This window comes from Streptomyces sp. NPDC057474, assembly GCF_042802555.1.
Classification (GTDB): Bacteria; Actinomycetota; Actinomycetes; order Streptomycetales; family Streptomycetaceae; genus Streptomyces.
The window spans coordinates 1-20,153 of sequence record NZ_JBHVDX010000001.1 but is presented as its reverse complement, the minus strand read 5'-3'; the positions used below and the strand labels follow the sequence as shown (position 1 = coordinate 20,153).

At 70.6% G+C, this 20,153-nt stretch carries 21 protein-coding genes and 1 pseudogene; 13 read left to right on the top strand and 9 right to left on the bottom strand.

Annotation, left to right across the window (positions count from 1 at the left end; genetic code table 11):
• The first annotated feature begins 120 nt into the window (after positions 1-120).
• The 5 genes from ACFU53_RS00110 to ACFU53_RS00090 all read left to right on the top strand — a co-directional run bounded on the left by ACFU53_RS00110 (position 121) and on the right by ACFU53_RS00090 (position 6,227).
• Positions 121-1,146 carry a 6-phosphofructokinase gene (locus ACFU53_RS00110; protein ID WP_383983926.1) on the top strand — a complete coding sequence of 342 codons (1,026 nt, stop codon included), beginning with the start codon at positions 121-123 and terminating at the stop codon, positions 1,144-1,146.
• A gap of 211 nt (positions 1,147-1,357) precedes the next feature.
• Positions 1,358-2,302 (top strand): cytochrome c oxidase assembly protein, encoded by a 945-nt coding sequence (locus ACFU53_RS00105; RefSeq protein ID WP_383983923.1) that lies wholly within the window; start codon positions 1,358-1,360, stop codon positions 2,300-2,302.
• A gap of 247 nt (positions 2,303-2,549) precedes the next feature.
• The gene (locus ACFU53_RS00100) at positions 2,550-4,082 is read left to right on the top strand and encodes a DUF6777 domain-containing protein (RefSeq protein WP_383983920.1); all 1,533 of its coding nucleotides are present in this window, start codon (positions 2,550-2,552) and stop codon (positions 4,080-4,082) included.
• Between the two features lie 16 nt (positions 4,083-4,098).
• Positions 4,099-6,057 (top strand): protein kinase, encoded by a 1,959-nt coding sequence (locus ACFU53_RS00095; protein WP_383983917.1) that lies wholly within the window; start codon positions 4,099-4,101, stop codon positions 6,055-6,057.
• Positions 6,058-6,071: 14 nt separating this feature from the next.
• Positions 6,072-6,227 carry a hypothetical protein gene (locus ACFU53_RS00090; protein ID WP_037704943.1) on the top strand — a complete coding sequence of 52 codons (156 nt, stop codon included), beginning with the start codon at positions 6,072-6,074 and terminating at the stop codon, positions 6,225-6,227.
• A gap of 19 nt (positions 6,228-6,246) precedes the next feature.
• Here ACFU53_RS00090 and ACFU53_RS00085 read toward each other — a convergent pair whose 3' ends face one another.
• The 4 genes from ACFU53_RS00085 to ACFU53_RS00070 all read right to left on the bottom strand — a co-directional run bounded on the left by ACFU53_RS00085 (position 6,247) and on the right by ACFU53_RS00070 (position 10,500).
• A complete protein-coding gene (locus ACFU53_RS00085; RefSeq protein WP_383984205.1) occupies positions 6,247-7,467 on the bottom strand; it encodes a sensor histidine kinase in 1,221 nt (406 codons plus the stop codon).
• A 103-nt stretch (positions 7,468-7,570) separates the two neighbouring features.
• Positions 7,571-9,316, bottom strand: a complete 1,746-nt coding sequence (locus ACFU53_RS00080; RefSeq protein WP_383983914.1) for a cation acetate symporter — start codon at positions 9,314-9,316, stop codon at positions 7,571-7,573.
• A gap of 47 nt (positions 9,317-9,363) precedes the next feature.
• Entirely contained in the window at positions 9,364-9,723 is a 360-nt protein-coding gene (locus tag ACFU53_RS00075) for a hypothetical protein (protein ID WP_383983911.1), read from the bottom strand.
• 9 nt (positions 9,724-9,732) lie between these two features.
• Entirely contained in the window at positions 9,733-10,500 is a 768-nt protein-coding gene (locus ACFU53_RS00070) for a LytR/AlgR family response regulator transcription factor (protein ID WP_383983908.1), read from the bottom strand.
• A gap of 91 nt (positions 10,501-10,591) precedes the next feature.
• Between ACFU53_RS00070 and ACFU53_RS00065 the strand changes: the two genes are divergently transcribed.
• The 3 genes from ACFU53_RS00065 to rocD all read left to right on the top strand — a co-directional run bounded on the left by ACFU53_RS00065 (position 10,592) and on the right by rocD (position 13,329).
• Positions 10,592-11,083, top strand: a complete 492-nt coding sequence (locus ACFU53_RS00065; RefSeq protein ID WP_383883680.1) for an Lrp/AsnC family transcriptional regulator — start codon at positions 10,592-10,594, stop codon at positions 11,081-11,083.
• A 121-nt stretch (positions 11,084-11,204) separates the two neighbouring features.
• Entirely contained in the window at positions 11,205-12,035 is an 831-nt protein-coding gene (ddaH, locus tag ACFU53_RS00060; protein ID WP_383983905.1) for a dimethylargininase, read from the top strand.
• A 67-nt stretch (positions 12,036-12,102) separates the two neighbouring features.
• A complete protein-coding gene (gene rocD / locus ACFU53_RS00055) occupies positions 12,103-13,329 on the top strand; it encodes an ornithine--oxo-acid transaminase (RefSeq protein ID WP_383983902.1) in 1,227 nt (408 codons plus the stop codon).
• A gap of 202 nt (positions 13,330-13,531) precedes the next feature.
• Here the strand turns inward: rocD and ACFU53_RS00050 are convergent, their stop codons facing one another.
• Positions 13,532-14,332, bottom strand: a complete 801-nt coding sequence (locus tag ACFU53_RS00050; protein WP_383983899.1) for an NAD(P)/FAD-dependent oxidoreductase — start codon at positions 14,330-14,332, stop codon at positions 13,532-13,534.
• Positions 14,333-14,350: 18 nt separating this feature from the next.
• Here ACFU53_RS00050 and ACFU53_RS00045 point away from each other — a divergent pair, with 18 nt between their 5' ends.
• From ACFU53_RS00045 to ACFU53_RS00030, 4 genes are all read left to right on the top strand, one after another.
• Positions 14,351-14,755 carry a hypothetical protein gene (locus ACFU53_RS00045; protein ID WP_383983896.1) on the top strand — a complete coding sequence of 135 codons (405 nt, stop codon included), beginning with the start codon at positions 14,351-14,353 and terminating at the stop codon, positions 14,753-14,755.
• A complete protein-coding gene (locus tag ACFU53_RS00040; RefSeq protein ID WP_383983893.1) occupies positions 14,752-14,910 on the top strand; it encodes a hypothetical protein in 159 nt (52 codons plus the stop codon). Before ACFU53_RS00045 ends, ACFU53_RS00040 begins: the two co-directional genes overlap by 4 nt.
• 259 nt (positions 14,911-15,169) lie before the next feature.
• Positions 15,170-15,889: a lysophospholipid acyltransferase family protein gene (locus ACFU53_RS00035; RefSeq protein ID WP_383983890.1), complete on the top strand. Its 720-nt coding sequence runs from the start codon at positions 15,170-15,172 to the stop codon at positions 15,887-15,889.
• Between the two features lie 132 nt (positions 15,890-16,021).
• Complete coding sequence (locus tag ACFU53_RS00030; RefSeq protein ID WP_383984202.1) at positions 16,022-17,047, top strand: NAD-dependent epimerase/dehydratase family protein; 1,026 nt, start codon at positions 16,022-16,024, stop codon at positions 17,045-17,047.
• 78 nt (positions 17,048-17,125) lie between these two features.
• On the opposite strand, the pseudogene ACFU53_RS00025 reads toward ACFU53_RS00030, so the two are convergent.
• Positions 17,126-17,406, bottom strand: a pseudogene (locus ACFU53_RS00025) (alpha/beta hydrolase); the annotation flags it as partial.
• 149 nt (positions 17,407-17,555) lie between these two features.
• Between ACFU53_RS00025 and ACFU53_RS00020 the strand changes: the two are divergent.
• Positions 17,556-17,837, top strand: a complete 282-nt coding sequence (locus ACFU53_RS00020) for a hypothetical protein (protein ID WP_383983887.1) — start codon at positions 17,556-17,558, stop codon at positions 17,835-17,837.
• A 38-nt stretch (positions 17,838-17,875) separates the two neighbouring features.
• Here the strand turns inward: ACFU53_RS00020 and ACFU53_RS00015 are convergent, their stop codons facing one another.
• The 3 genes from ACFU53_RS00015 to ureG form a co-directional block, all read right to left on the bottom strand.
• A complete protein-coding gene (locus ACFU53_RS00015; RefSeq protein WP_383983884.1) occupies positions 17,876-18,385 on the bottom strand; it encodes an SUKH-4 family immunity protein in 510 nt (169 codons plus the stop codon).
• A gap of 164 nt (positions 18,386-18,549) precedes the next feature.
• Positions 18,550-19,347: an urease accessory protein UreD gene (locus tag ACFU53_RS00010; RefSeq protein ID WP_383984199.1), complete on the bottom strand. Its 798-nt coding sequence runs from the start codon at positions 19,345-19,347 to the stop codon at positions 18,550-18,552.
• Entirely contained in the window at positions 19,344-20,033 is a 690-nt protein-coding gene (gene ureG / locus ACFU53_RS00005; RefSeq protein WP_383983881.1) for an urease accessory protein UreG, read from the bottom strand. Before ureG ends, ACFU53_RS00010 begins: the two co-directional genes overlap by 4 nt.
• Positions 20,034-20,153: the final 120 nt, after the last annotated feature.

Genomic DNA, 20,153 nt, shown 5'->3' with positions numbered 1-20,153 from the left:
GGGGCGTCCAGCAGGCGGACGCCCGCTACGGCCCCGCCCCCTGCCGCCGGTAGGGTGGCGGGGATTCCAGCCGGACAACGTGGTCCGGTCCCCGGCCCACGTCGAGAAGGTATTCGGGCTATGCGCATTGGTGTCCTCACGTCCGGCGGCGACTGCCCTGGGCTGAACGCCGTCATCCGGTCCGTCGTGCACCGCGCCGTCGTCGACCACGGCGACGAGGTCATCGGCTTCCGGGACGGCTGGAAAGGTCTGCTGGACTGCGACTATCTCAAGCTCGACCTCGACGCGGTGGCCGGCATCCTGGCCCGCGGCGGCACGATCCTCGGTTCCTCCCGGATCCAGCCCTCACATCTGCGAGACGGTGTGGCGCGGGCGAAGGGCCATGTCGAGGAGCTCGGCCTCGACGCGATCATCCCCATCGGCGGTGAGGGCACGCTGAAGGCGGCCCGGCTGATGTCGGACAACGGCCTGCCGATCGTGGGTGTGCCGAAGACCATCGACAACGACATCGCGGTCACGGACGTCACGTTCGGCTTCGACACGGCCGTGGGTGTCGCCACGGAGGCCCTGGACCGGCTGAAGACCACCGCTGAGTCCCACCAGCGGGTCCTGGTCGTGGAGGTCATGGGCCGCCACACCGGCTGGATCGCGCTCCACTCCGGCATGGCGGCCGGCGCGCACGCCATCGTCGTACCGGAACGGCCCTTCGACATCGAGGAGTTGGCCGCGCGGGTCGGCGAGCGCTTCGAAGCGGGCAAGCGGTTCGCGATCGTCGTGGCGGCGGAGGGGGCCAAGCCGAAGGCCGGGTCCATGGAGTTCGACGAGGGCGGCAAGGACATCTACGGGCACGAGCGGTTCGCCGGGATCGCGCGGCAGCTGTCGATCGAGCTGGAGCAGCGCCTCGGCAAGGAGGCGCGGCCCGTGATTCTCGGTCACGTCCAGCGAGGGGGGACGCCCACGGCGTACGACCGGGTGCTCGCCACGCGCTTCGGGTGGCATGCGGTGGAGGCCGTGCACCGGGGGGAGTTCGGGAACATGACGGCGCTTCGGGGGACGGACATCGTGATGGTGCCGCTGGCTGAGGCCGTGGAGACGTTGAAGACCGTTCCGGAGGAGCGGTACGCCGAGGCGGAGTGCGTTCTCTGAGAGTGCCGATGACAGCTCGGTCGTGAGTGTCGTGTGCGGGCTGCGGGTGGTTCGTGGTTGACCGCGCCCACGCGGCGGAGCCGCATATCGACACAGCCCCGCGCCCCTGACGGGGCCCGCTGCCCTGCCCCCGGTCGCAAACGCGGCCGGGGGCGGTTCTAGTCTGGGGGCGGACAGACAGCACAACCCCCCACGAAGCAGGAGCCGGCGGATGGACCACAGCGGGCATGGTATGGGGCTTTTGCCCTTCACCCTCGGGCGGGGACTCGCGTGGTCGGCCGACCCGTTCTTCCTCGTCGCCTGTCTGGTGGGGCTCGCCCTGTACGGCTGGGGCGTCGTGCGGCTCGTGCGGCGGGGGGACAAGTGGCCGGTGGGGCGGACGGTCGCGTTCGTCGTGGGTGTGCTGCTCGTGATGCTGGTGACGTGTACCGGGCTGAACGACTACGGCATGGTCATGTTCAGCGTGCACATGGTGCAGCACATGGTGATCAGCATGCTGGCTCCGATCCTGCTGCTGCTCGGGGCGCCGGTCACGTTGGCGTTGCGGGCGCTGCCGGTGGCGGGGAGAGGGCGGAAGGGGCCGCGTGAGCTGCTGCTGATGTTCCTGCACAGCTGGTACATGAAGATCGTCACGCATCCGGCGTTCACGATCCCGATGTTCATCGCGAGCCTGTACGGGCTGTACTTCACGCCGATGTTCGACTTCCTGATGGGGTCGACGCCGGGCCACATCGTGATGATGACGCACTTCCTGATGGTCGGACTGTTCTTCTTCTGGCCGATCATGGGCGTGGACCCGGGGCCGCACCGGCCCGGCTATCTGATCCGGATGCTGGAGCTGTTCGCGGGCATGCCGTTCCACGCGTTCTTCGGCATCGCGCTGATGATGGCGTCCACGCCGATGGTGAAGACGTACGAGAACCCGCCCGCCTCCCTCGGTATCGACGCGCTCGCCGACCAGAACGCGGCCGGCGGCATCGCCTGGGCGTTCAGCGAGATCCCCTCGGTGCTCGTGCTGCTCGCGCTGCTCTTCCAGTGGTACGGCTCCGAGCAGCGGCAGGCCCGGCGCACGGACCGCGCGGCCGACCGGGACGGCGACAAGGAACTCGAGGCGTACAACGCCTACCTCGCCTCACTCAACGCACGCAGTCGCTGAACCCACATTTCTCCGCCGTGTCCCCATTCTTTTGTTTGGCCACACGACCGCGCTCCTTTCCTTTTTCCTTGACCGAAAGGCTTTGCCCTTCAGTAGCATGATGCGTGAGCCCCGCGTCCGCGCTGCGGGGTGACGGGGGAAACCGCCGGGGGGAGCGGTCATGACAATTCACGCATGCTTGCGAACATGTTTGCGAAAGGCCGGGAAATCGACTGCCCGGAGAATCGCCGTCCTGCTGGTGGGCGCGGTGGTCCTGAGTGGTTGCGGTGACTCGGCCCCGTCGCTGCTCGCGGTGAAGGCGGTGGCCGCGGGGGTACCGTCCCTCGCACCCTTCTTCGACGAGGGCGAACAGCTGGGCCGGGACGAGCCCGACCTCAGGTCCCTGGAGCCGCACAGCGGTCTGCAACAGGGCAACACCCCCGGCCTGTACGGCGGCACGCAGAAACCGAAGGTCTGCGACGTGCGCAAGCTGGAGGATTTCCTCACCGCTCCCGAGAACGAGAAAAAGGCTCAGGAATGGGCCCGGATCGCCGGAATCGATGTCGACGGCATCGGACATTATCTCGACGAACTCACGCCCGTTCTCCTGCGCCACGACACCCTCGCGAAGAACCACGACTACAAGAAGGGCAAAGCCGTCCCCTTCGACGCGCTGCTGGAAGCCGGTATCGCGGTATTGGTCGACGATCAGGGCCTGCCCGCCGTGAAGTGCAGCTGCGGAAATCCGCTGCGCGCGTTCGACGAGGACCCCGAGCGCATCGAGGTGGAGTTCGCCGGCGACAACAAGGAGTGGAAGGGCTACGACGAGTCCGCGGTGGTCGTCGTCAAGCCCGCGCCTCAGCCGCTGAAGGAGATCAAGCTCGTCGACGTCGAGGACCCGGACCAGGGAATCAGCCGGGACGTCGGCACCACGGGCGAGTCCGACACGACGTTCGACACGCGGGCGCGGCAGGCCGTGCCGAAGGTGCGGGGGATGACGTTCGGCGAGGCCAGTGCGGCCATGGCGGACAAGGGCCTGGCGGTGACCGTCGCCGGGGACGAGATGCCGCCGGGTGACGCACCGGTGACCGGGTCCAGCCCCGGGCCGGGCGCCGAGCTGGGGTTCGGCGCCGCGGTTGCGCTGCACGTGGACTGGCCGAGCAGGACCTCCGAAGAGAGCACCGACGACTCGGAGCCCCGGTCGGGGTCGGGGTCAGGCTCGGGTTCAGGGTCGGGCTCGGACTCCGGCTCCACGAGGACGGGTCCGGGGCCGACGGAGCCCTCGGAGACGGACGGATCGTCGTCGGACGGATCGTCGTCGGACGGATCGTCGTCGGACGGCACGTCGTCGGACGGCACGTCGTCGGGCGGGTCGCCGTCGGAGAGCGACTCGAAGCCGACGGACCGGAACACGACCCCGTCGGGCGGGGAATCCTCCCCGCCGGACGGCGGCTCGTCGCCCACGGAGTCGACCATTCCCCCCTCGACGGGCGGCACGTCACTGGCGCCGTCGCCGTCCAAGTCCTCCGAGGAGCCTTCGCCGGACCCCACGCCCACCTCCACCCCCACCGTTCCGTCGACGCCGCCCAGCCCCACCAAGTCGACCAGGCCGCCGACGACTCCCGACCCCGATCCGCCCCCACCGCAGGACAGCGGCCCGCCCACCGACACCCCGACGACGAGCGCTCCCGATCCGACCGGCGATCCGCCGTCCGACGCCCCGGGGAGTCCAGGGGATCCGAGCGATTCGAGGGACCCGGACGATCCCGTCGAGGAACCGGCCCAGTTCATGTGGATCTGAACCCTGGGAGTGACCGATGCAGTCAGGAACACCGCATTCGGGAGTCGGCCGGGTCATCGCCGACCGCTATCTCCTGCTGAACCGGCTGGGCAGCGGCGGCATGGGCCATGTCTGGCTGGCGCACGACCGTCAACTGGACTGCGAGGTGGCGCTCAAGGAGATCGTGTTCCGCAATCCGGGCGAGGCCGAGCGGGAGCGCACGGCCCGGGTGGCCCGCGCCCGTGCCGAGGCCCGGCACGCCGCCGGGCTGCGCGCCCACCCGAACGTGGTCACCGTGCACGACGTCCTGGAACACGACGAACTGCCGTGGATCGTCATGGAGTACGTGCCGGGCGCCCTCGACCTGAAAGCGCTCGTCGCTCAGCGGGGCGCCCTCGCGCCCGCCGAGTGCGCCCGGATCGGGCTCGCCGTGCTGGACGCGCTGACCGCCGGGCACGAGCGCGGCATCATGCACCGGGACGTCAAGCCCGCCAACATCCTGCTCGCCCCGGACCGCGCCGGATCGCCGTACGCGCGTGTGCTCCTCACCGACTACGGCATCTCCGTCCAGCCCGACACCCAGGAGACCCGGTACACACGTACGCACGTCCTGGTCGGGACCACCGGATACCTTGCACCCGAGCGGGCGCAGGGCGGGCCGCCGACCGCCGCGTCCGACCTGTTCTCGCTGGGCTGCACGCTGTACCACGCCGTCGAGGAGTACGGGCCCTTCGACCGAGACTCGGAGATCGCGGCGCTGACGGCCGTCGTCCTGGAGGAGCCGCGTCCCATGCTGCGGGCGGGCGCGCTGGAGCCGGTGCTGGCCGCCATGCTCGCCAAGGACCCCGTGCGCCGGATCACCGCCGCCGAGACCGAGGCGGCGCTCTCCGCGATCGTCACGCCCCAGGCCCATCCGCGCACCGAGCCCGACCTGGGCTCGCAGCCGCAGTGGGCGAGCGAGCCCACGCACACGGTGGAGCCGGAGATCCCCGTCGCCCCCCGGGCCGCGCACGAGACACCGTGGTACGCGCCGTCGGGCGGGCACGGCGGGCAGGACGTCTGGTCCCCGGCGGAACCCCGGTCGGCCGGCGGCCAGGGCTTCCGTCCTCCCCCTCGGACCACCGGAACCGGCGGGCGCCGCCGTCGGCACCGCAGCCGGGCCCTCCTCGCGGGCATGGCCACCACCCTCGGGCTGGCCCTCGTGGTCGGCGGCAGCTGGTACGCCATGGGGAACATGAAGGATCTGCCGGGCGGGCTGGGCGGCAGCGGTGACACCGGGAGCGCGGACCTGCCGTACGGGAAGACCGTGGGGCTGGTGGAGCCGCTGAAGGACGGCGACTGCGTGGACGTCACCTGGACCGACACCCCGTTCGCGGACGCCGCCCGGCTTCGGGTCGTGCCCGAGTGCGCGGGCCGCGCGATGGACGGACAGGTGATGGCGTCCTACGAGGCGTCGTCCGCCGAGGACGCCCGGGCGGTCGGGGCCGCCCAGTGCGAGCAGCTCACGGTGGAAGCCCGCGAGAAGCTCGTGGACGTCCGGACCTACGCCGTGCTCCCTACCGACGACGGCTTCGACGCCGCCGGCCATCGGGTCGCCTGTCTGCTGCTGGGCGAGCGCAGGCCGGTGTACGGGCCGATCGGCGAGCACCGCACGGTGGGCGAGACGGTGCTCATCGACGTAGCCACCCTGCAGAAGCAGGACTGCCTCGACCCGATCTCCGGCAACAAGATCCGGCTGGTCTCCTGCCAGGACCGTCACCGGCAGAAGGTGCTCGGCTTCTACGAGATGAGCCCCGGGACCACGTACGACAACGCTCAGGACCAGGCTCTCGCCGTCTGTGAGAAGAACCTGCCGCCGCAGCAGTACGGCTATGAGCCCGGCATCACCGGTTCCGGTTTCTGGATCAGCGAGGACGGCTGGAAAAAGGGTGCGCATTACGTCGTCTGCACTGTCATTTCCGGCAGTGGGGGCACCATGGAGGGAGAAGAAACCTGAGGAAGGGTGTTGCGATGCCCGGTTCGACGAAGACCATGGGGGTGCTCACCGTCGGTGGGCTGGTCGTGGTGACGGCCTACTCGGTGGCGCTCGGCAGCAATGGCTGGCTGTGGTTCGGATGGGTCGTCCTGGGCCTGCTGACGCTGGGGATGGTGGCGTCGCGCACCTGAGGCTCACGCCCTGTGATCCTCAGGCCCGGGGAATTCCCCCGTCCGGGTGTACGCCCGGCTGGTACTTGGGCAGCCGGGCGGTGATCTTCATGCCCGCGCCGACCGCGGTCTCTATGACGAGGCCGTGGTCGTCGCCGTACACCTGGCGGAGCCGCTCGTCGACGTTGCTGAGGCCGATGCCGCCCGACGGGCTGGTCTCGCCGGCGAGGATGCGGCGGAGCACGTCGGGTTCCATGCCGACGCCGTCGTCCTCGATGACGACGAGCGCCTCGGCGCCCGCGTCCTGCGCGGTGATGCTGATGTGGCTCTTGCCTGCGGCAATCACTGTCCTGCCTTCGAGGCCGTGCTTCACCGCGTTCTCGACGAGGGGCTGGAGGCAGAGGAAGGGCAGGGTGACCGGCAGGACCTCGGGGGCTATCTGGAGCGTGACCGAGAGCCGGTCACCGAAGCGGGCCCGGACCAGCGCCAGGTAGTGGTCGATGGCGTGGAGTTCGTCGGCGAGGGTGGTGAAGTCACCGTGCTTGCGGAACGAGTAGCGGGTGAAGTCAGCGAACTCCAGGAGGAGTTCGCGGGCGCGCTCGGGGTCGGTGCGGACGAACGAGGCGATCACCGCGAGCGAGTTGAAGATGAAGTGCGGGGAGATCTGGGCGCGCAGGGCCTTGATCTCGGCCTCTATCAGCCGGGTGCGGGACTGGTCGAGATCGGCCAGTTCGAGCTGGACGGAGACCCAGCGGGCGACCTCCCCGGCCGCTCGTACGAGGACGGCGGACTCGCGGGGCGCGCAGGCGACGAGCGCCCCGTGGACGCGGTCGTCGACCGTGAGGGGGGCGACGACCGCCCAGCGCACCGGGCAGTCGAGGATGTCGCAGGTCAGCCGGAAGGCCTCGCCCCGGCCGGTCTCCAGGGGGCCTGCCAGCCGGCCCATGATCTCGGCGCGGTGGTGCTCCGCGACGCCCTCCCAGGCGAGGACCGATTCATGGTCGGTGAGGCACAGCGCGTCCGTGCCGAGCAGGGTGCGCAGCCGCTTGGCGGATCTGCGGGCGGTCTCCTCGGTGAGGCCGGCGCGCAGCGGGGGCGCGGCGAGGGTGGCGGTGTGCAGGGTCTGGAAGGTGGCGTGCTCGACGGGCGTGCCGAGCCCGCCGAGGCTGTTGCGCGGTCGGGCCGTGCGGCGGCCGAGCCAGAACCCGGCCGCCAGCAGCGGGAGCAGGGCCACGCAGAACCCTGCCAGGAACCCGGTCACTTCACCGCTCATCGCTCACCTCCTGCAATTGGTACACCGCTCACCGCTCGTGGGTTCCCTTCCGCCCGTCCTCACGCCGCCCCGGTTCGATCTGTCCTCGTCCTCACCGCCGCCACAGTTCGATCTCCTTGGTCGCCGCGCGCGTTCGGCCGCCGACCAGTTCCTCCGGGAGGTGGAAGCGCGCCAGGATCGCCGGTGTCTCGGGCGGGACCTTGCCCGGGGTGGCCAGGGACACCAGGACCATCGTGAGGAAGCCGAGCGGTACGGACCAGAGGGCGGGCCAGGCCAGCAGGGCGTGCAGGGTGCCGGTGCCGGGGTATCCCGCCATGGTCGCGGCGACCGCGAGGAGGGCCGCGCCACCGCCGACGAGCATGCCCGCGGCGGCGCCCGGCGGGGTCAGGCGCCGCCACCAGATGCCGAGGACGAGCAGCGGGCAGAAGGAGGAGGCGGACACGGCGAAGGCGAGGCCGACCGCGTCGGCGACGGGCAGTCCGCCGACCAGGCCGCTCGCCGCGAGCGGCACGGCCATGGCGAGGACCGTGCCGAGCCGGAAGTGCTGTACGCCACGTGCGGGCAGGACGTCCTGGGTGAGCACCCCGGCGACCGCCATGGTCAGGCCCGAGGCGGTGGACAGGAACGCTGCGAAGGCGCCGCCCGCGACCAGCGCGCCGAGGAGGTCGCCGCCGAGGCCGCCGATCATGCGGTCCGGGAGCAGGAGGACGGCCGCGTCGGCGTCGCCGGTGAGGGTGAGGTCGGGGGCGTAGAGCCTGCCGAGTGCCCCGTAGAGCGGCGGCAGGAGGTAGAAGAAGCCGATCATGCCGAGGACGACGACCGTGGTGCGGCGGGCGGCGACGCCGTGCGGGCTGGTGTAGAAGCGGACGACGACATGCGGCAGGCCCATCGTGCCGAGGAAGGTGGCGAGGATCAGCCCGTAGGTGGCGTACAGCGGGCGTTCCTCGCGGCCCGCGGCGAGCGAGGTGGACATGCCGCCGTTGGTGCCGCGGTCTGCGACGGGGACGGTGTCGCCCTTGGTGAAGGTCAGACGGGTGCCCCGGTCGATGCGGTGGGTGCCGGTGGGCAGGTCGACGCGCCGGTCGTCGAAGCGGCGGCCGTCGATCGTGCCGGAGGCGGTGACGGTGAGCGGGCTCGTGAGCAACAGGTCGAGGGTCTCGTCGACGCGGACGACGCGTTGTTCGCGGAACGTCGCGGGCTCGTCGAAGGCGTGGCGCGGGGCGCCGTCGCCCTGCCAGGCGAGGACGAGGAAGAGCGCGGGGACGAGGAGGGCGGTGAGTTTGAGCCAGTACTGGAAGGCCTGCACGAAGGTGATGCTGCGCATACCGCCGGCCGCGACCGTGGCGGAGACGACGACGGCGACGATGACGCCGCCGAGCCACTCGGGGGCGTCGGTGAGCACGTTCAACGTCAGCCCCGCGCCCTGGAGTTGGGGCAGGAGGTAGAGCCAGCCGACGCCGACGACGAAGGCCCCCGCAAGCCGTCGTACGGTCTTGGAGGCGAGCCGGGCCTCGGCGAAGTCCGGCAGGGTGTACGCGCCGGAGCGGCGAAGCGGGGCGGCGACGAACAGCAGGAGGACGAGGTAGCCGGCGGTGTAGCCGACCGGGTACCAGAGCATGTCGGGGCCCTGGACGAGGACGAGGCCGGCGATGCCGAGGAAGGAGGCGGCGGAGAGGTATTCGCCGCTGATCGCGGCCGCGTTGAGGCGGGGGCCGACGGTGCGGGAGGCGACGTAGAAGTCGGAGGTGGTCCGGGAGATGCGCAGGCCGAAGGCGCCGACGAAGACGGTCGCGACGACGACGAGGGCGACCGCGGGGACGGCGTAGTTCTCGTTCATGCCTTGCTTCCGGTCTCCTCGTTCACGGGTTCATTGCTTCCGTCGCCTCAGCGGTCCTCGACGAGCCGGACGAGGTCCTGCTCGTTGCGTTCGGCGCGGCGGACGTGCCAGTGGGCGAGGAGGACCAGGGGCGGGTAGATGCCGAAGCCGAGGAGGGCCCACTCCAGGCCGGCGCCGTCCGGCATCGCGGCGAAGACCAGGGGCAGCGGGGCGACCAGCAGCACCAGGACCGCGAACACGGCGAGGGCGGCGCGGAGTTGGCTGCGCATGAGAGAGCGGACGTAGGTGTGGCCGAGGGTGGTCTGTTCGTCGATCTCGGTGCGCGGGCGATGGTGGCCCGAACCTCGGCGGGTACGGCGGGGCACTCCGGTGACGACGACGCGGCGTTCGGTGGGGTCGTTCGGCATGGCGGCTCCTCAGCCCGTGGTCCGGCGCATCAGCAGATCGCGCAGCTCGCGTGCGTGGCGGCGGCTGACCTGGAGTTCCACCGGGCCGACGAGGACGCTGACCGTGCCCGCGTCCAGGCGGAGTTCGCCGACGTGCCGCAGGGCGACGAGATGGCGGCGGTGGATGCGGACGAACCCGCGTGCGCGCCAGCGCTCTTCGAGGGTGGAGAGGGGGATGCGGACGAGGTGGCTGCCCTGGGACGTGTGCAGTCGGGCGTAGTCGCCCTGGGCCTCGACGTGGGTGATGTCGTCGACGGCGACGAAGCGGGTCACCCCGCCGAGTTCGACGGGTATCTGGTCGGGGTCGGGTTCGTGGACCGGTATCGGCGGGGCCGTGGCCGTTGCCGTGTCGCGGAGCTGGGCGGCCCGGCGTATCGCCTCGGCGAGGCGTTCGCGGCGGACGGGCTTGAGGACGTAGTCGACTGCCTTGAGGTCGAAGGCCTGGACGGCGAAACCCTCGTGCGCGGTGACGAAGACGACGAGCGGGGGCCGGGCGAAGCCGGTGAGGAGGCGGGCGAGGTCGAGACCGTCGAGTCCGGCCATGTGGATGTCGAGGAAGACGACGTCGATCGCCTCGGGACCGTCGGGGCCGGACTCCAGGGCGCGGTTGATCCTCCGTAGTGCCTCGGTGGCGTCGCTCGCGCCCTCGGCACTGCCGACCCGTGGATCCGCGTTCAGCAGGTACAGCAGCTCCTCGAGGGAGGGTTTCTCGTCATCGACGGCGAGCGCGCGCAGCATGAACGTGGAGTGTAGGAGTAATTCGTATGACTGCACACGGGCGCGCGCCGCACGACGTCCGCGGAGGCGTGCCGCTGGATACAGTGCCCGCATGAGCAGCAAGTCCGCGGCGTTCGACGAGCTCGACCGCAAGATCATCACGGCGTTGATGGCGAACGCGAGGACCAGCTTCGCCGAGATCGGCTCGGCCATCGGTCTTTCGGCAACCGCGGTCAAGCGGCGGGTGGACCGGCTGCGCGAGACCGGGGTGATCACCGGGTTCACGGCCACGGTGCAGCCGGCGGCGCTCGGCTGGCGCACGGAAGCGTATGTGGAGGTGTACTGCGAGGGCGCGGCGCCGCCCCGACGGCTCGCGGAGGTCGTGCGCAACCATCCGGAGATCACCGCGGCGATGACGGTGACCGGTGGCGCGGACGCGCTGCTGCACGTACGGGCCATCGATGTGGAGCACTTCGAGGAGGTGCTGGAGCGGATCCGCACCGAGCCGTTCATCCGGAAGACGATCAGTTACATGGTGCTGTCGCACCTGCTGCCGGAGGCTCCGGAGGCCGGGGCGACCCAGGACGCAGCGAACGTGCGCTGAGCTCGACCAATACGCAGCATTACTGCGTGAACACGCAACGTTTGTTCCTTGTCGTGCGCCTGTCCCGATTCCTACCTTGGTGATATCCCAGCCGACACCGCAGGAAGCGGAGAAACCCTCTGTGCCCGACAGCCGTGTGCCGCGCCTTCGGCGCTTTCTCGTCTGTGAACCCAGACACTTCGCCGTGCAGTACTCGATCAATCCCTGGATGCATCCGGACACCCCCGTGGACGTCGACCTCGCCCAGGATCAGTGGCAGGAGCTGATCCGCGCCTACCGGACCCTCGGCCACACCGTGGACACCGTGGAGCCGGTGGCGGCGCTGCCCGACATGGTGTTCGCGGCCAACTGCGCACTCGTCCTCGGCGGCCGTGTCCTCGGCTCGCTGTTCCACGCGCCCGAGCGGCGCCCCGAGTCCACCGCGTACGAAGCCTGGTTCAAGAGCGCCGGGTACGACGTGCTGCGTTCCGAGTCGGTGTGCGAGGGAGAGGGCGACCTGGTGCCGACCGGCCGCTGTCTGCTCGCCGGGACCGGCTTCCGCACCACCCGTGAGGCCCATCGCCAGGCGCAGGAGTTCTTCGGTGTCCCCGTGATCAGCCTCCAGCTCGTGGACCCGCGCTTCTACCATCTGGACACCGCGCTGTTCGTCCTCGACGACGGGAGCGACGGCTCCGCGGGCAACATCGCGTACTACCCGGAGGCGTTCTCGCCCGGCAGCCGCGCGGTCCTCGCCCGGCTCTACCCGGACGCGGTGATCGCGACCCGCGAGGACGCCATGGCCTTCGGCCTGAACTCGGTGTCCGACGGCCGCCACGTGTTCATCTCGCCCCGCGCCAAGGAACTCGCCGACCAGCTCACCCGGCAGGGCTATGTTCCCGTCCCCGTCGACCTGTCGGAGTTCCAGAAGGCCGGCGGCGGCATCAAGTGCGTCACCCAGGAGATCCGCCCGTGACCCACGTGACCCAGGAGACCCGCCGCCCGGTTCCGGCGGTCCGCCCCGCGACCCTGGAGGTCCGCTCATGACCGCCCCCGCCCGCACGCGTTCGTCGGCCGACCTCATCCGCGCCGAGGAACCCGTCCTCGCGCACAACTACCACCCGCTGCCCGTGGTCGTCGCCCGGGCCGAGGGGACCTGGGTCGAGGACGTCGAGGGCCGCCGTTATCTGGACATGCTGGCCGGTTACTCCGCCCTCAACTTCGGCCACCGCCACCCCGCGCTGATCGATGCCGCGCACCGACAGCTCGACACGCTCACCCTCACCTCGCGGGCCTTCCACAACGACCGGCTCGCCGAGTTCGCCGAGTCCCTGGCCGCGCTGACCGGCCTGGACATGGTGCTGCCGATGAACACGGGCGCCGAGGCCGTGGAGAGCGTGATCAAGGTGGCCCGCAAATGGGCGTACGAGGTGAAGGGCGTCCCCGCCGACCAGGCCACCATCGTCGTCGCCGCCGACAACTTCCACGGCCGTACGACGACGATCGTCAGCTTCTCCACGGACCCGGTGGCCCGCGACGGCTTCGGCCCGTTCACCCCCGGCTTCCGTGTGGTCCCGTACAACGACCTCGCCGCATTGGAGGCGGCGATCGACGAGACGACGGCCGCGGTGCTCATCGAGCCCATCCAGGGCGAGGCGGGCGTCCTCATCCCGGACGACGGTTATCTGCGCGGAGTGCGCGAGCTGACCCGCCGCACCGGCTGTCTCTTCATCGCGGACGAGATCCAGTCGGGCCTCGGCCGCACCGGCCGCACACTCGCCGTCGAGCACGAGGACGTCCTCCCGGACGCCGTGCTGCTCGGCAAGGCGCTCGGCGGTGGCATCGTGCCGGTGTCGGCGGTGGTGGCCCGCCGGGAGGTGCTGTCGGTCCTGCGTCCCGGTGAGCACGGGTCGACCTTCGGCGGCAACCCCCTCGCGGCGGCGGTCGGTTCGGCGGTGGTCGAGCTGCTGCGCACCGGAGAGTTCCAGCTCAGGGCCGCCGAACTGGGCGGACTCCTGCGGGACGGGCTCACGGAACTGGTCGGCCGGGGCGTGGTCGGCTTCCGGGCGCGCGGGCTGTGGGCCGGCGTCGACGTCGACCCCGAGATCGGCACGGGGCGGGAGATCAGCCACCGCCTCATGCACCGGGGCATCCTGGTCAAGGACACCCACGGCTCGACCATCCGCCTGGCCCCACCCCTGACGATCACGGGAACGGAACTCCGCTCCGCGCTGGGAACGTTGGGGGAGGTCCTGAGGGAGGGCTCCTGAACCCAGGAGTCCAACACCCGCGCCCGGCAGGGGCGCGGGGAATGCACGACCAGCCACACAAAACCCGCACGCAACACACCGCCCCCAGACACCCCAGTGAGCGGGGGCCTGGGGGCGCAGCTCCCAGAAGCGGGGTCGAAGGGGCAGCCGCCCCTGGGGACAGGAAGGGAAGGGGCGGGGCGGCGGGGGCGAAAACCCTTGCTCAGGACCGCAGCCGGTCGAAGCGAAACGGCGAGAGGACGTCAGACCGCCGCCCGGTGACGACGTACTCGGCAAGCCGATGCCCCGTCACCGGCCCCGGCGTGACCCCGGGCATCCCGTGCCCGGTCGCCGCGTACGCGTTGTCGTGGCCGGGGACCCGGTCGACGACGGGCAGCCCGTCCGGGAGGAACGGCCGCCCACCCACCCACGGATCGCGGATGAGTCCGACCAGATCGTCCGGATCGTCGAACCAGCGGCCCAGACAGTGCCGGTTGGCGAGGGCGACCGCGACGACCCGACGCCGGTCGAGGCGGTTGTTGTTGCCGCTCAGCTCCATCGTGCCGCCGATGCGCGTGCTGCCCCCGATCGGTGAGGCGACGGCCCGGCGCTCGCCGAAGTACAGCGTGTGACGCGGCGCCGGATCCAGGTCCACGGAGAAGCTGGAGCCCTTGCCCGCCTGGAGGGGCAGCGGACCGCCCAGGGCGCGCAGCAGGCCGGGGGAACGCATCCCGGCCACGACGACGAGGGCCGAGCAGGGGATCTCTCCCTGCGCGGTGCGCAGCGCGGTGAGCCGTCCGCCGGTGGACCGGAACCCGGTGGCTTCCGCGTTCTCGTGGACCTTCACACCGGCGGCGGCGAGCGCCTCCCCGAGCGCGCGGGCGGAGGCCTCCGGATCGACCACACCCCTCCCTCGACGGACGAGGTAGGCCGCGCGCACCTTCGGCGACAGCGCGTCGTCCAGCAGGCGGGCGTCGGCGCCCGTGGTGACGTCGTCGGGCAGCGGGTAGCGGCCGTCCGCCATCTCCCGCTGGATCGCGAGGTGGTGGCGGGCCTCCTCGGAGCCCTCGGCAGCTCCGCGACCGGCTCCGACGACTGGTACGAACCCTTCCTCAACCCGCCGAACGCTTACTCGCTCGGCTGGGGCCTGGGCGTCGACCTGTGCTTCCCCCTCTGCCTGGTCGCCGTCCACCGGCTGCTGCGCGGGCCGATCACGGCCCTCTGGCGTCGCCGGAGCCGGCTGCACGGCGAGGGCGGCACCGCCGACCGTCTGCGTCCCGCATCGCGGTGGAGCGTGGCCGCCGCGCTGATCGCCGCCTGCGTGCTGGGCGGAGCCGTCGGGCCCGCGACGACATCAGCGCCTGCCGCTCTGTGGAAGAGATGGAATACCGCCATCCGATCGTCCGCGGCGGCGGGACCGACATCTCCTGTCCCAGCAGGACGGTGAAGGCTCCGTGGGGCACTTTCACCGAGGACGTGCCGACCGGGGCCGCCGAGAGCGCGGGCGTCTCGTTCGCCGCAGCCCTCCTGCTGTTCGGTGCCGCCTGGCACACCCGGCGCATGCTGCCCACACAGTTCGGCCAGAAGACCGTTGCAAGGTAACGCCGGCAGGTCGGGGTGCTCCCGGTGACATGGCGCATCGGGCTACGATCAATCGTCGACACGCAGGACGAGGCTCACCAGCGCTCATGCGCCTGACGCAACGTCAGCAAAGTCAGCAAAGTCAGCAAGGAGTCAGCGTGAGTCCGATCAGACCTGCCCGCAGACGGCCACACCCGCAAAACGATTGAGTGCGCGCATGTCTGCTGTGACCTGGCGGAACACGTTCATAGAGCCGATCCGGTAGCGTGAGGGAGACGCCGTGTTCTACTACCTGCTCAAATACGTGCTTCTGGGTCCGCTGCTGAGAGTGGTGTTCCGGCCTCGCATCGAAGGCCTCGAACACGTGCCGTCGTCGGGCGCGGCCATCGTCGCGGGCAATCACCTGTCCTTCGCGGACCATTTCCTGATGCCCGCGATCCTCAAACGCCGCATCACGTTCCTGGCGAAGGCCGAGTACTTCACCGGCCCGGGTCTGAAGGGCCGGCTGACGGCGTTCTTCTTCCACAGCGCCGGACAGATCCCGGTCGACCGCTCCGGCAAGGAGGCGGGTCAGGCCGCCATCCGCGAGGGGCTCGGTGTGCTGAGCAAGGACGAACTCCTCGGCATCTACCCCGAGGGCACCCGCTCGCACGACGGCCGTCTCTACAAGGGCAAGGTCGGCGTCGCGGTCATGGCGCTCAGGGCCCGCGTGCCCGTCGTCCCCTGCGCCATGATCGGCACCTTCGAGGCGCAGCCCCCGGGCAAGGTCATCCCCAACATCCATCCCGTCGTCATCCGCTTCGGCAAGCCTCTCGACTTCTCCCGCTACGAGGGCATGGAGAACGAGAAGGCCGTCCTGCGCGCCATCACCGACGAGATCATGTACGCGATCCTCTCGCTCTCCGAGCAGGAGTACGTCGACCAGTACGCGGCCGTCGCGAAGGCGGAGGAGGCCGCGGCGGCGAAGGAGCGCAAGTTCCCGCGCATGCCGTTGAGTTGAGCGAGTCTCGGCCGATCGGGTCGAGTCGAGTACGTTCCCCGCGGCCGACGACGTCGAGGTGTTCTGCCGGTAGAAGACATCCCGGCGGTCGGGGCGCGGGCGTCGTACGGTCGGGGCATGACACGACGTGCTGTGGTGATCGGAGCGACGGGACAGATCGGCCGGGTGGCCGTGGGCGCGCTGGCGCGGGACGGCTGGGCGGTCACGGCCGTCTCGCGGGGCGGCGGCCGGGACGACGGCTGGCCGGAGGACGTACGGGCCGTACCGGCCGACCGTGGCGACGACGCGGCGCTGACGGCCGCGATCGGCGACGGCTGTGACGTGCTGGTGGACATGGTCGCGTACGGCCCCGAACACGCCCGGCAGTTGCTCGCGCGGGCCGACCGGGTCGGATCGGCGGTCGTCGTCTCCAGTGTGTCGGTGTATGAGGACGACAAGGGCCGCAACTTCGACACCCAGGCGGAGCCGGACGGCTTCCCCGAATACCCCCTTCCTCTTCCCGAGAGCCAGCGCACGATCCGGCCGGACGACACCTCGTACAGCACGCGCAAGGCGGGCCTGGAGCGCGAACTCCTCGCCGGGGGCGACCTGTTGCCCACGACCCTGTTGCGCGCGGGCGCCATCCACGGGCCGCACTGCCGTACACCGCGCGAGCTGCACTTCGTGAAGCGCAACCTGGACGGCCGGCCCCGCCGAATCCTCGCGTACGGCGGTGGGAGCCGCTTCCATCCGGCAAGCGTCCACAACATCGCCGAACTGATCCGGCTGGCCGCCGCGCAGCCGGGGACACGGGCGCTGAACGCCGTCGACCCCGACGCTCCGACCGTCGCCGAGATCGCCGCCGCGATCGACGCGGTGATGGGCGTCGAGACGGAGAACGTGCTCGTGGACGGCCCCGCCCCGGCGCCCACCGTGGGCGACACACCCTGGTCCGTGCCGGTGCCCGTGGTGTGCGACATGTCGCTGGCCGAGCGGGAGTTGGGCTACCGCCCGGTGGTCCGCTATGCGGAGTCGCTGCCGGAGACGGTCGCGTGGATCGAGAACCGGCTGGCGGGCGGACGGTACTGGCGGGAGGCCTATCCCAGGATGGCCGAGGTGTACGGGGACCTCTTCGACTACGCGGCGGAGGACGCGTGGCTGGCGCGGCGGCCGGTGTGACCGCATGAGCACATCCGGAAGGGGACGACCGGGTTTCCCGGCCGCCCACTTCCGGCTCGCATGGAACTACGGCTGGACCTACGGCGTCGGCGTGGCGTGCGGGGCGCACTTCACGTCGGCCCTGCCCACCTTGCCGGTGAGCAGGTAGGTGTCCACGCGCTCGTTGACGCACGGGTTGACCAGGCTGGTGACCCCGTGGGAGCCGGCCTTCTTCTCCGTGATCAGGCAGGAGCCCTTGAAACCGCTTGTGCAGCTCGACGGCACCCTCGTACGGGGGTGGCCGCGTCACGCTCGCACTGGACGACCAGGACGGGCGGCGGGCCCTTCCTGGCCTTCACGTCCACCGGGGTGTACTGCTTGGATTGCTTCAAGCCGGGGCGACGGTCTCGGCTCATCTCTGCGATCCGCGAGTATCGGGGCCGTAAGAACGAGCCGAAGGGCTTCGGCTGCGGGGCTTCCGCAACCTGGCCGTCCACGCCCGTATCCGGCTCGGGGCCCGATCGTGCCGGTGTGGGACGACGTCCGCCTCCACCTGACCGCCGGTATGAAGGAATTCATCGACGCGAATGCCGAGTGGCTGACCGTTTTCCCTCGGCTCACACCCCTGTTTCCCCCGGCTCACACCCCTGACCTCAATCCGACCGACGGCATCTGGGCGCTGGTCAAGCGCGACCTTGGCAACCTGGCCGCCGCGAACCTCGGTGAGAGCACCAGAGCTGTGAAAGGTCGGCTCAAGGCGATCCGGTACCGCCCTGACCTCGTCGACGTTCCATCGCAGCCACCGTCCTGAGCCTGGACGGCTGACCAAAGCCGGGAACCGGTCGCAGATCACGCATCCCAGTCCGCGTAGTCCCCGATCGCCACGTCGTCGCAGAAGGTCTCCCAGAACCCGTTGTGCACGAGAGCTGTCTCGTCGATGCCGGAGACGAGACCGCGTAGCTCTTCCGCCACCTCCTCGCACCCCTCGTCGTCACCTTCCGCATAGAACGGGAAGCGTGCGATCACGGCCGCGACGCATCGGTTGAAGGAGTCGAGGTCTTTGTTCACGTGACTGGCCGTCGCTGACTCGATCTTGGGGATATGCACAACCTGACCACTGGCCACGTCGACCGCGATGCGTCCGCACAGGCCACTCGTCGCGATGGCGACCAGCCCCCGCTCACCGGTCCCCTCGAAGTACACCGGCTCGCTCAGCGGCCGGTACTCGTATCCGATGAACCCGCCGGGGATGCCTGTCCTGCCGAGATCGACAGCGATCTGGGTGGGCACCTCGGGTGGGGCCTCGACGGGAATCAAGACGAACCAGGGCTTCGGCAACTGCGGCAGGGGCTGACTCACGTGAGGATCCTCTCGCGACGGATGCCCAGCAGCACCCATAGGCCCGCGAGATGACGAACGGCCGGTCCCGACATCACCCGATCAAGGTCAGTAGCGTCTGCCGCGGTTTGCGTGGGACGACGTCCGCGACCTGCTCGTTGATCGGATTTCTCTTGAACGTGCTCTCAACCATCCAGCTCGGCGAGTGCCTCGTCCAGCACGCGCCGCAGCCGCAGCGCGTCGGGCGCGAGCGCGCTGACGAGTACGGCGGGCCCGGCGAGCGGGGTGAGCGCGGCGGTCTCCCCCAGCACCCTCGGCCCTGGCGCCTGCTCGGCGAACTCCGGTCGTACGACGACGAGTTGCCCCAACGCACGGAACCCGCCCAGCACGGCGGGCCCGTCCCAACCAACGGGCGCTCCCTGCCCGCACCCCACCTGCTGATCGAGCAACGGCCGCCCGCCCCACCACACACTGAGCCGGCTGGTGAGCCGCCCGGACTCCTCCCCCACCCGCCCGAGCACCTGCTCCTCCCGCAACACCAACCGCGCCCCGACGGCGAGTTCCACCCGCGTCGACACACACAGATCGCTGCCCTTCGCGGAGATCAACTGCTCGGGCAGCCACCGCAGTTCGCCTTCCGCCGCGACATCGATCCGTACGTCGTAGTGGGCCTCCCCCTTGGCCTGCCCCGGCAAGGCGATCGTCGCGGCGGCCGACCCGACGCGCAGCCGGGCCCCCTCGCCGACCTCCGCCTCGACAGCGAACCGATCCCCGCCGAGCGGCCCGCTCATGGCCCCGACCACCATGACCCGCGCCTCGTCACCGCTCCCCCGAGTACGGCGCAACGCCAAGGGCCCGTCGCTCTCCAGCACGGGCAGGGCAGTACCGCCCCGCCCGTCGACGCGGGCCGCGATCCGTGCGGTGGCCTTGACGCCGGTGGTCCCCATGCCCCCGTTCGCCGTCACATCTCCGGCCGTCGTCATGCCGTCCACGCCGCGAGCTTCTCCCGCACCCAGGCGGCGACGTCCCCGGCCCCGGCCCCGGCCTCACTCCTCAACGACTGGAACACCACCGGCAGCTCCGCCCGCTGCGCCTTCGCGTCCGCGGCCATCCGGGCGAGGTCGGACCCCACGTACGGGGCGAGGTCCGTCTTGTTGACGACGAGCAGGTCGGCGGTCGTGACACCGGGCCCGCCCTTCCGCGGAATGTCGTCCCCACCGGCCACATCGATGACGAATATCTGCGCGTCGACGAGTCCCTTGGAGAAGGTGGCGGTGAGATTGTCGCCACCGGACTCGACGAGAATGAGATCGAGTGGCCCGACCTCGTCCTCGAGATCCTCCACCGCTTCCAGGTTCGCGGAGATGTCGTCCCTGATCGCGGTGTGCGGGCACGCACCCGTCTCCACGGCCGTGATCCGCTCGGGCGGCAACACGGCCTCGCGAAGCAGGAACTCGGCGTCCTCACGCGTGTAGATGTCGTTCGTCACGACAGCGAGCGACAACTCGTCCCTCAGCGCCTGACAGAGCGCGGCGACCGTGGCCGTCTTACCGGACCCGACGGGACCGCCGAGCCCGATACGCAGGGCGCGGCGCCTGCCGTCGGGACGATGCGCGTCAGCGCTGACGGCTGAGGGGCCGTCGTGGGAGTGGGTGTGGTCGAGATGCATGACTGCGGCTCCTTGTTCGGCTGCGGATCGCGGGAGAACTCGGGTGGGGCGGTTGTATGACGGGTTGCGGGTGGGTGGGGGTTGTTCGCGCAGTCCCCGCGCCCCTGCTTTTTCTAGGGG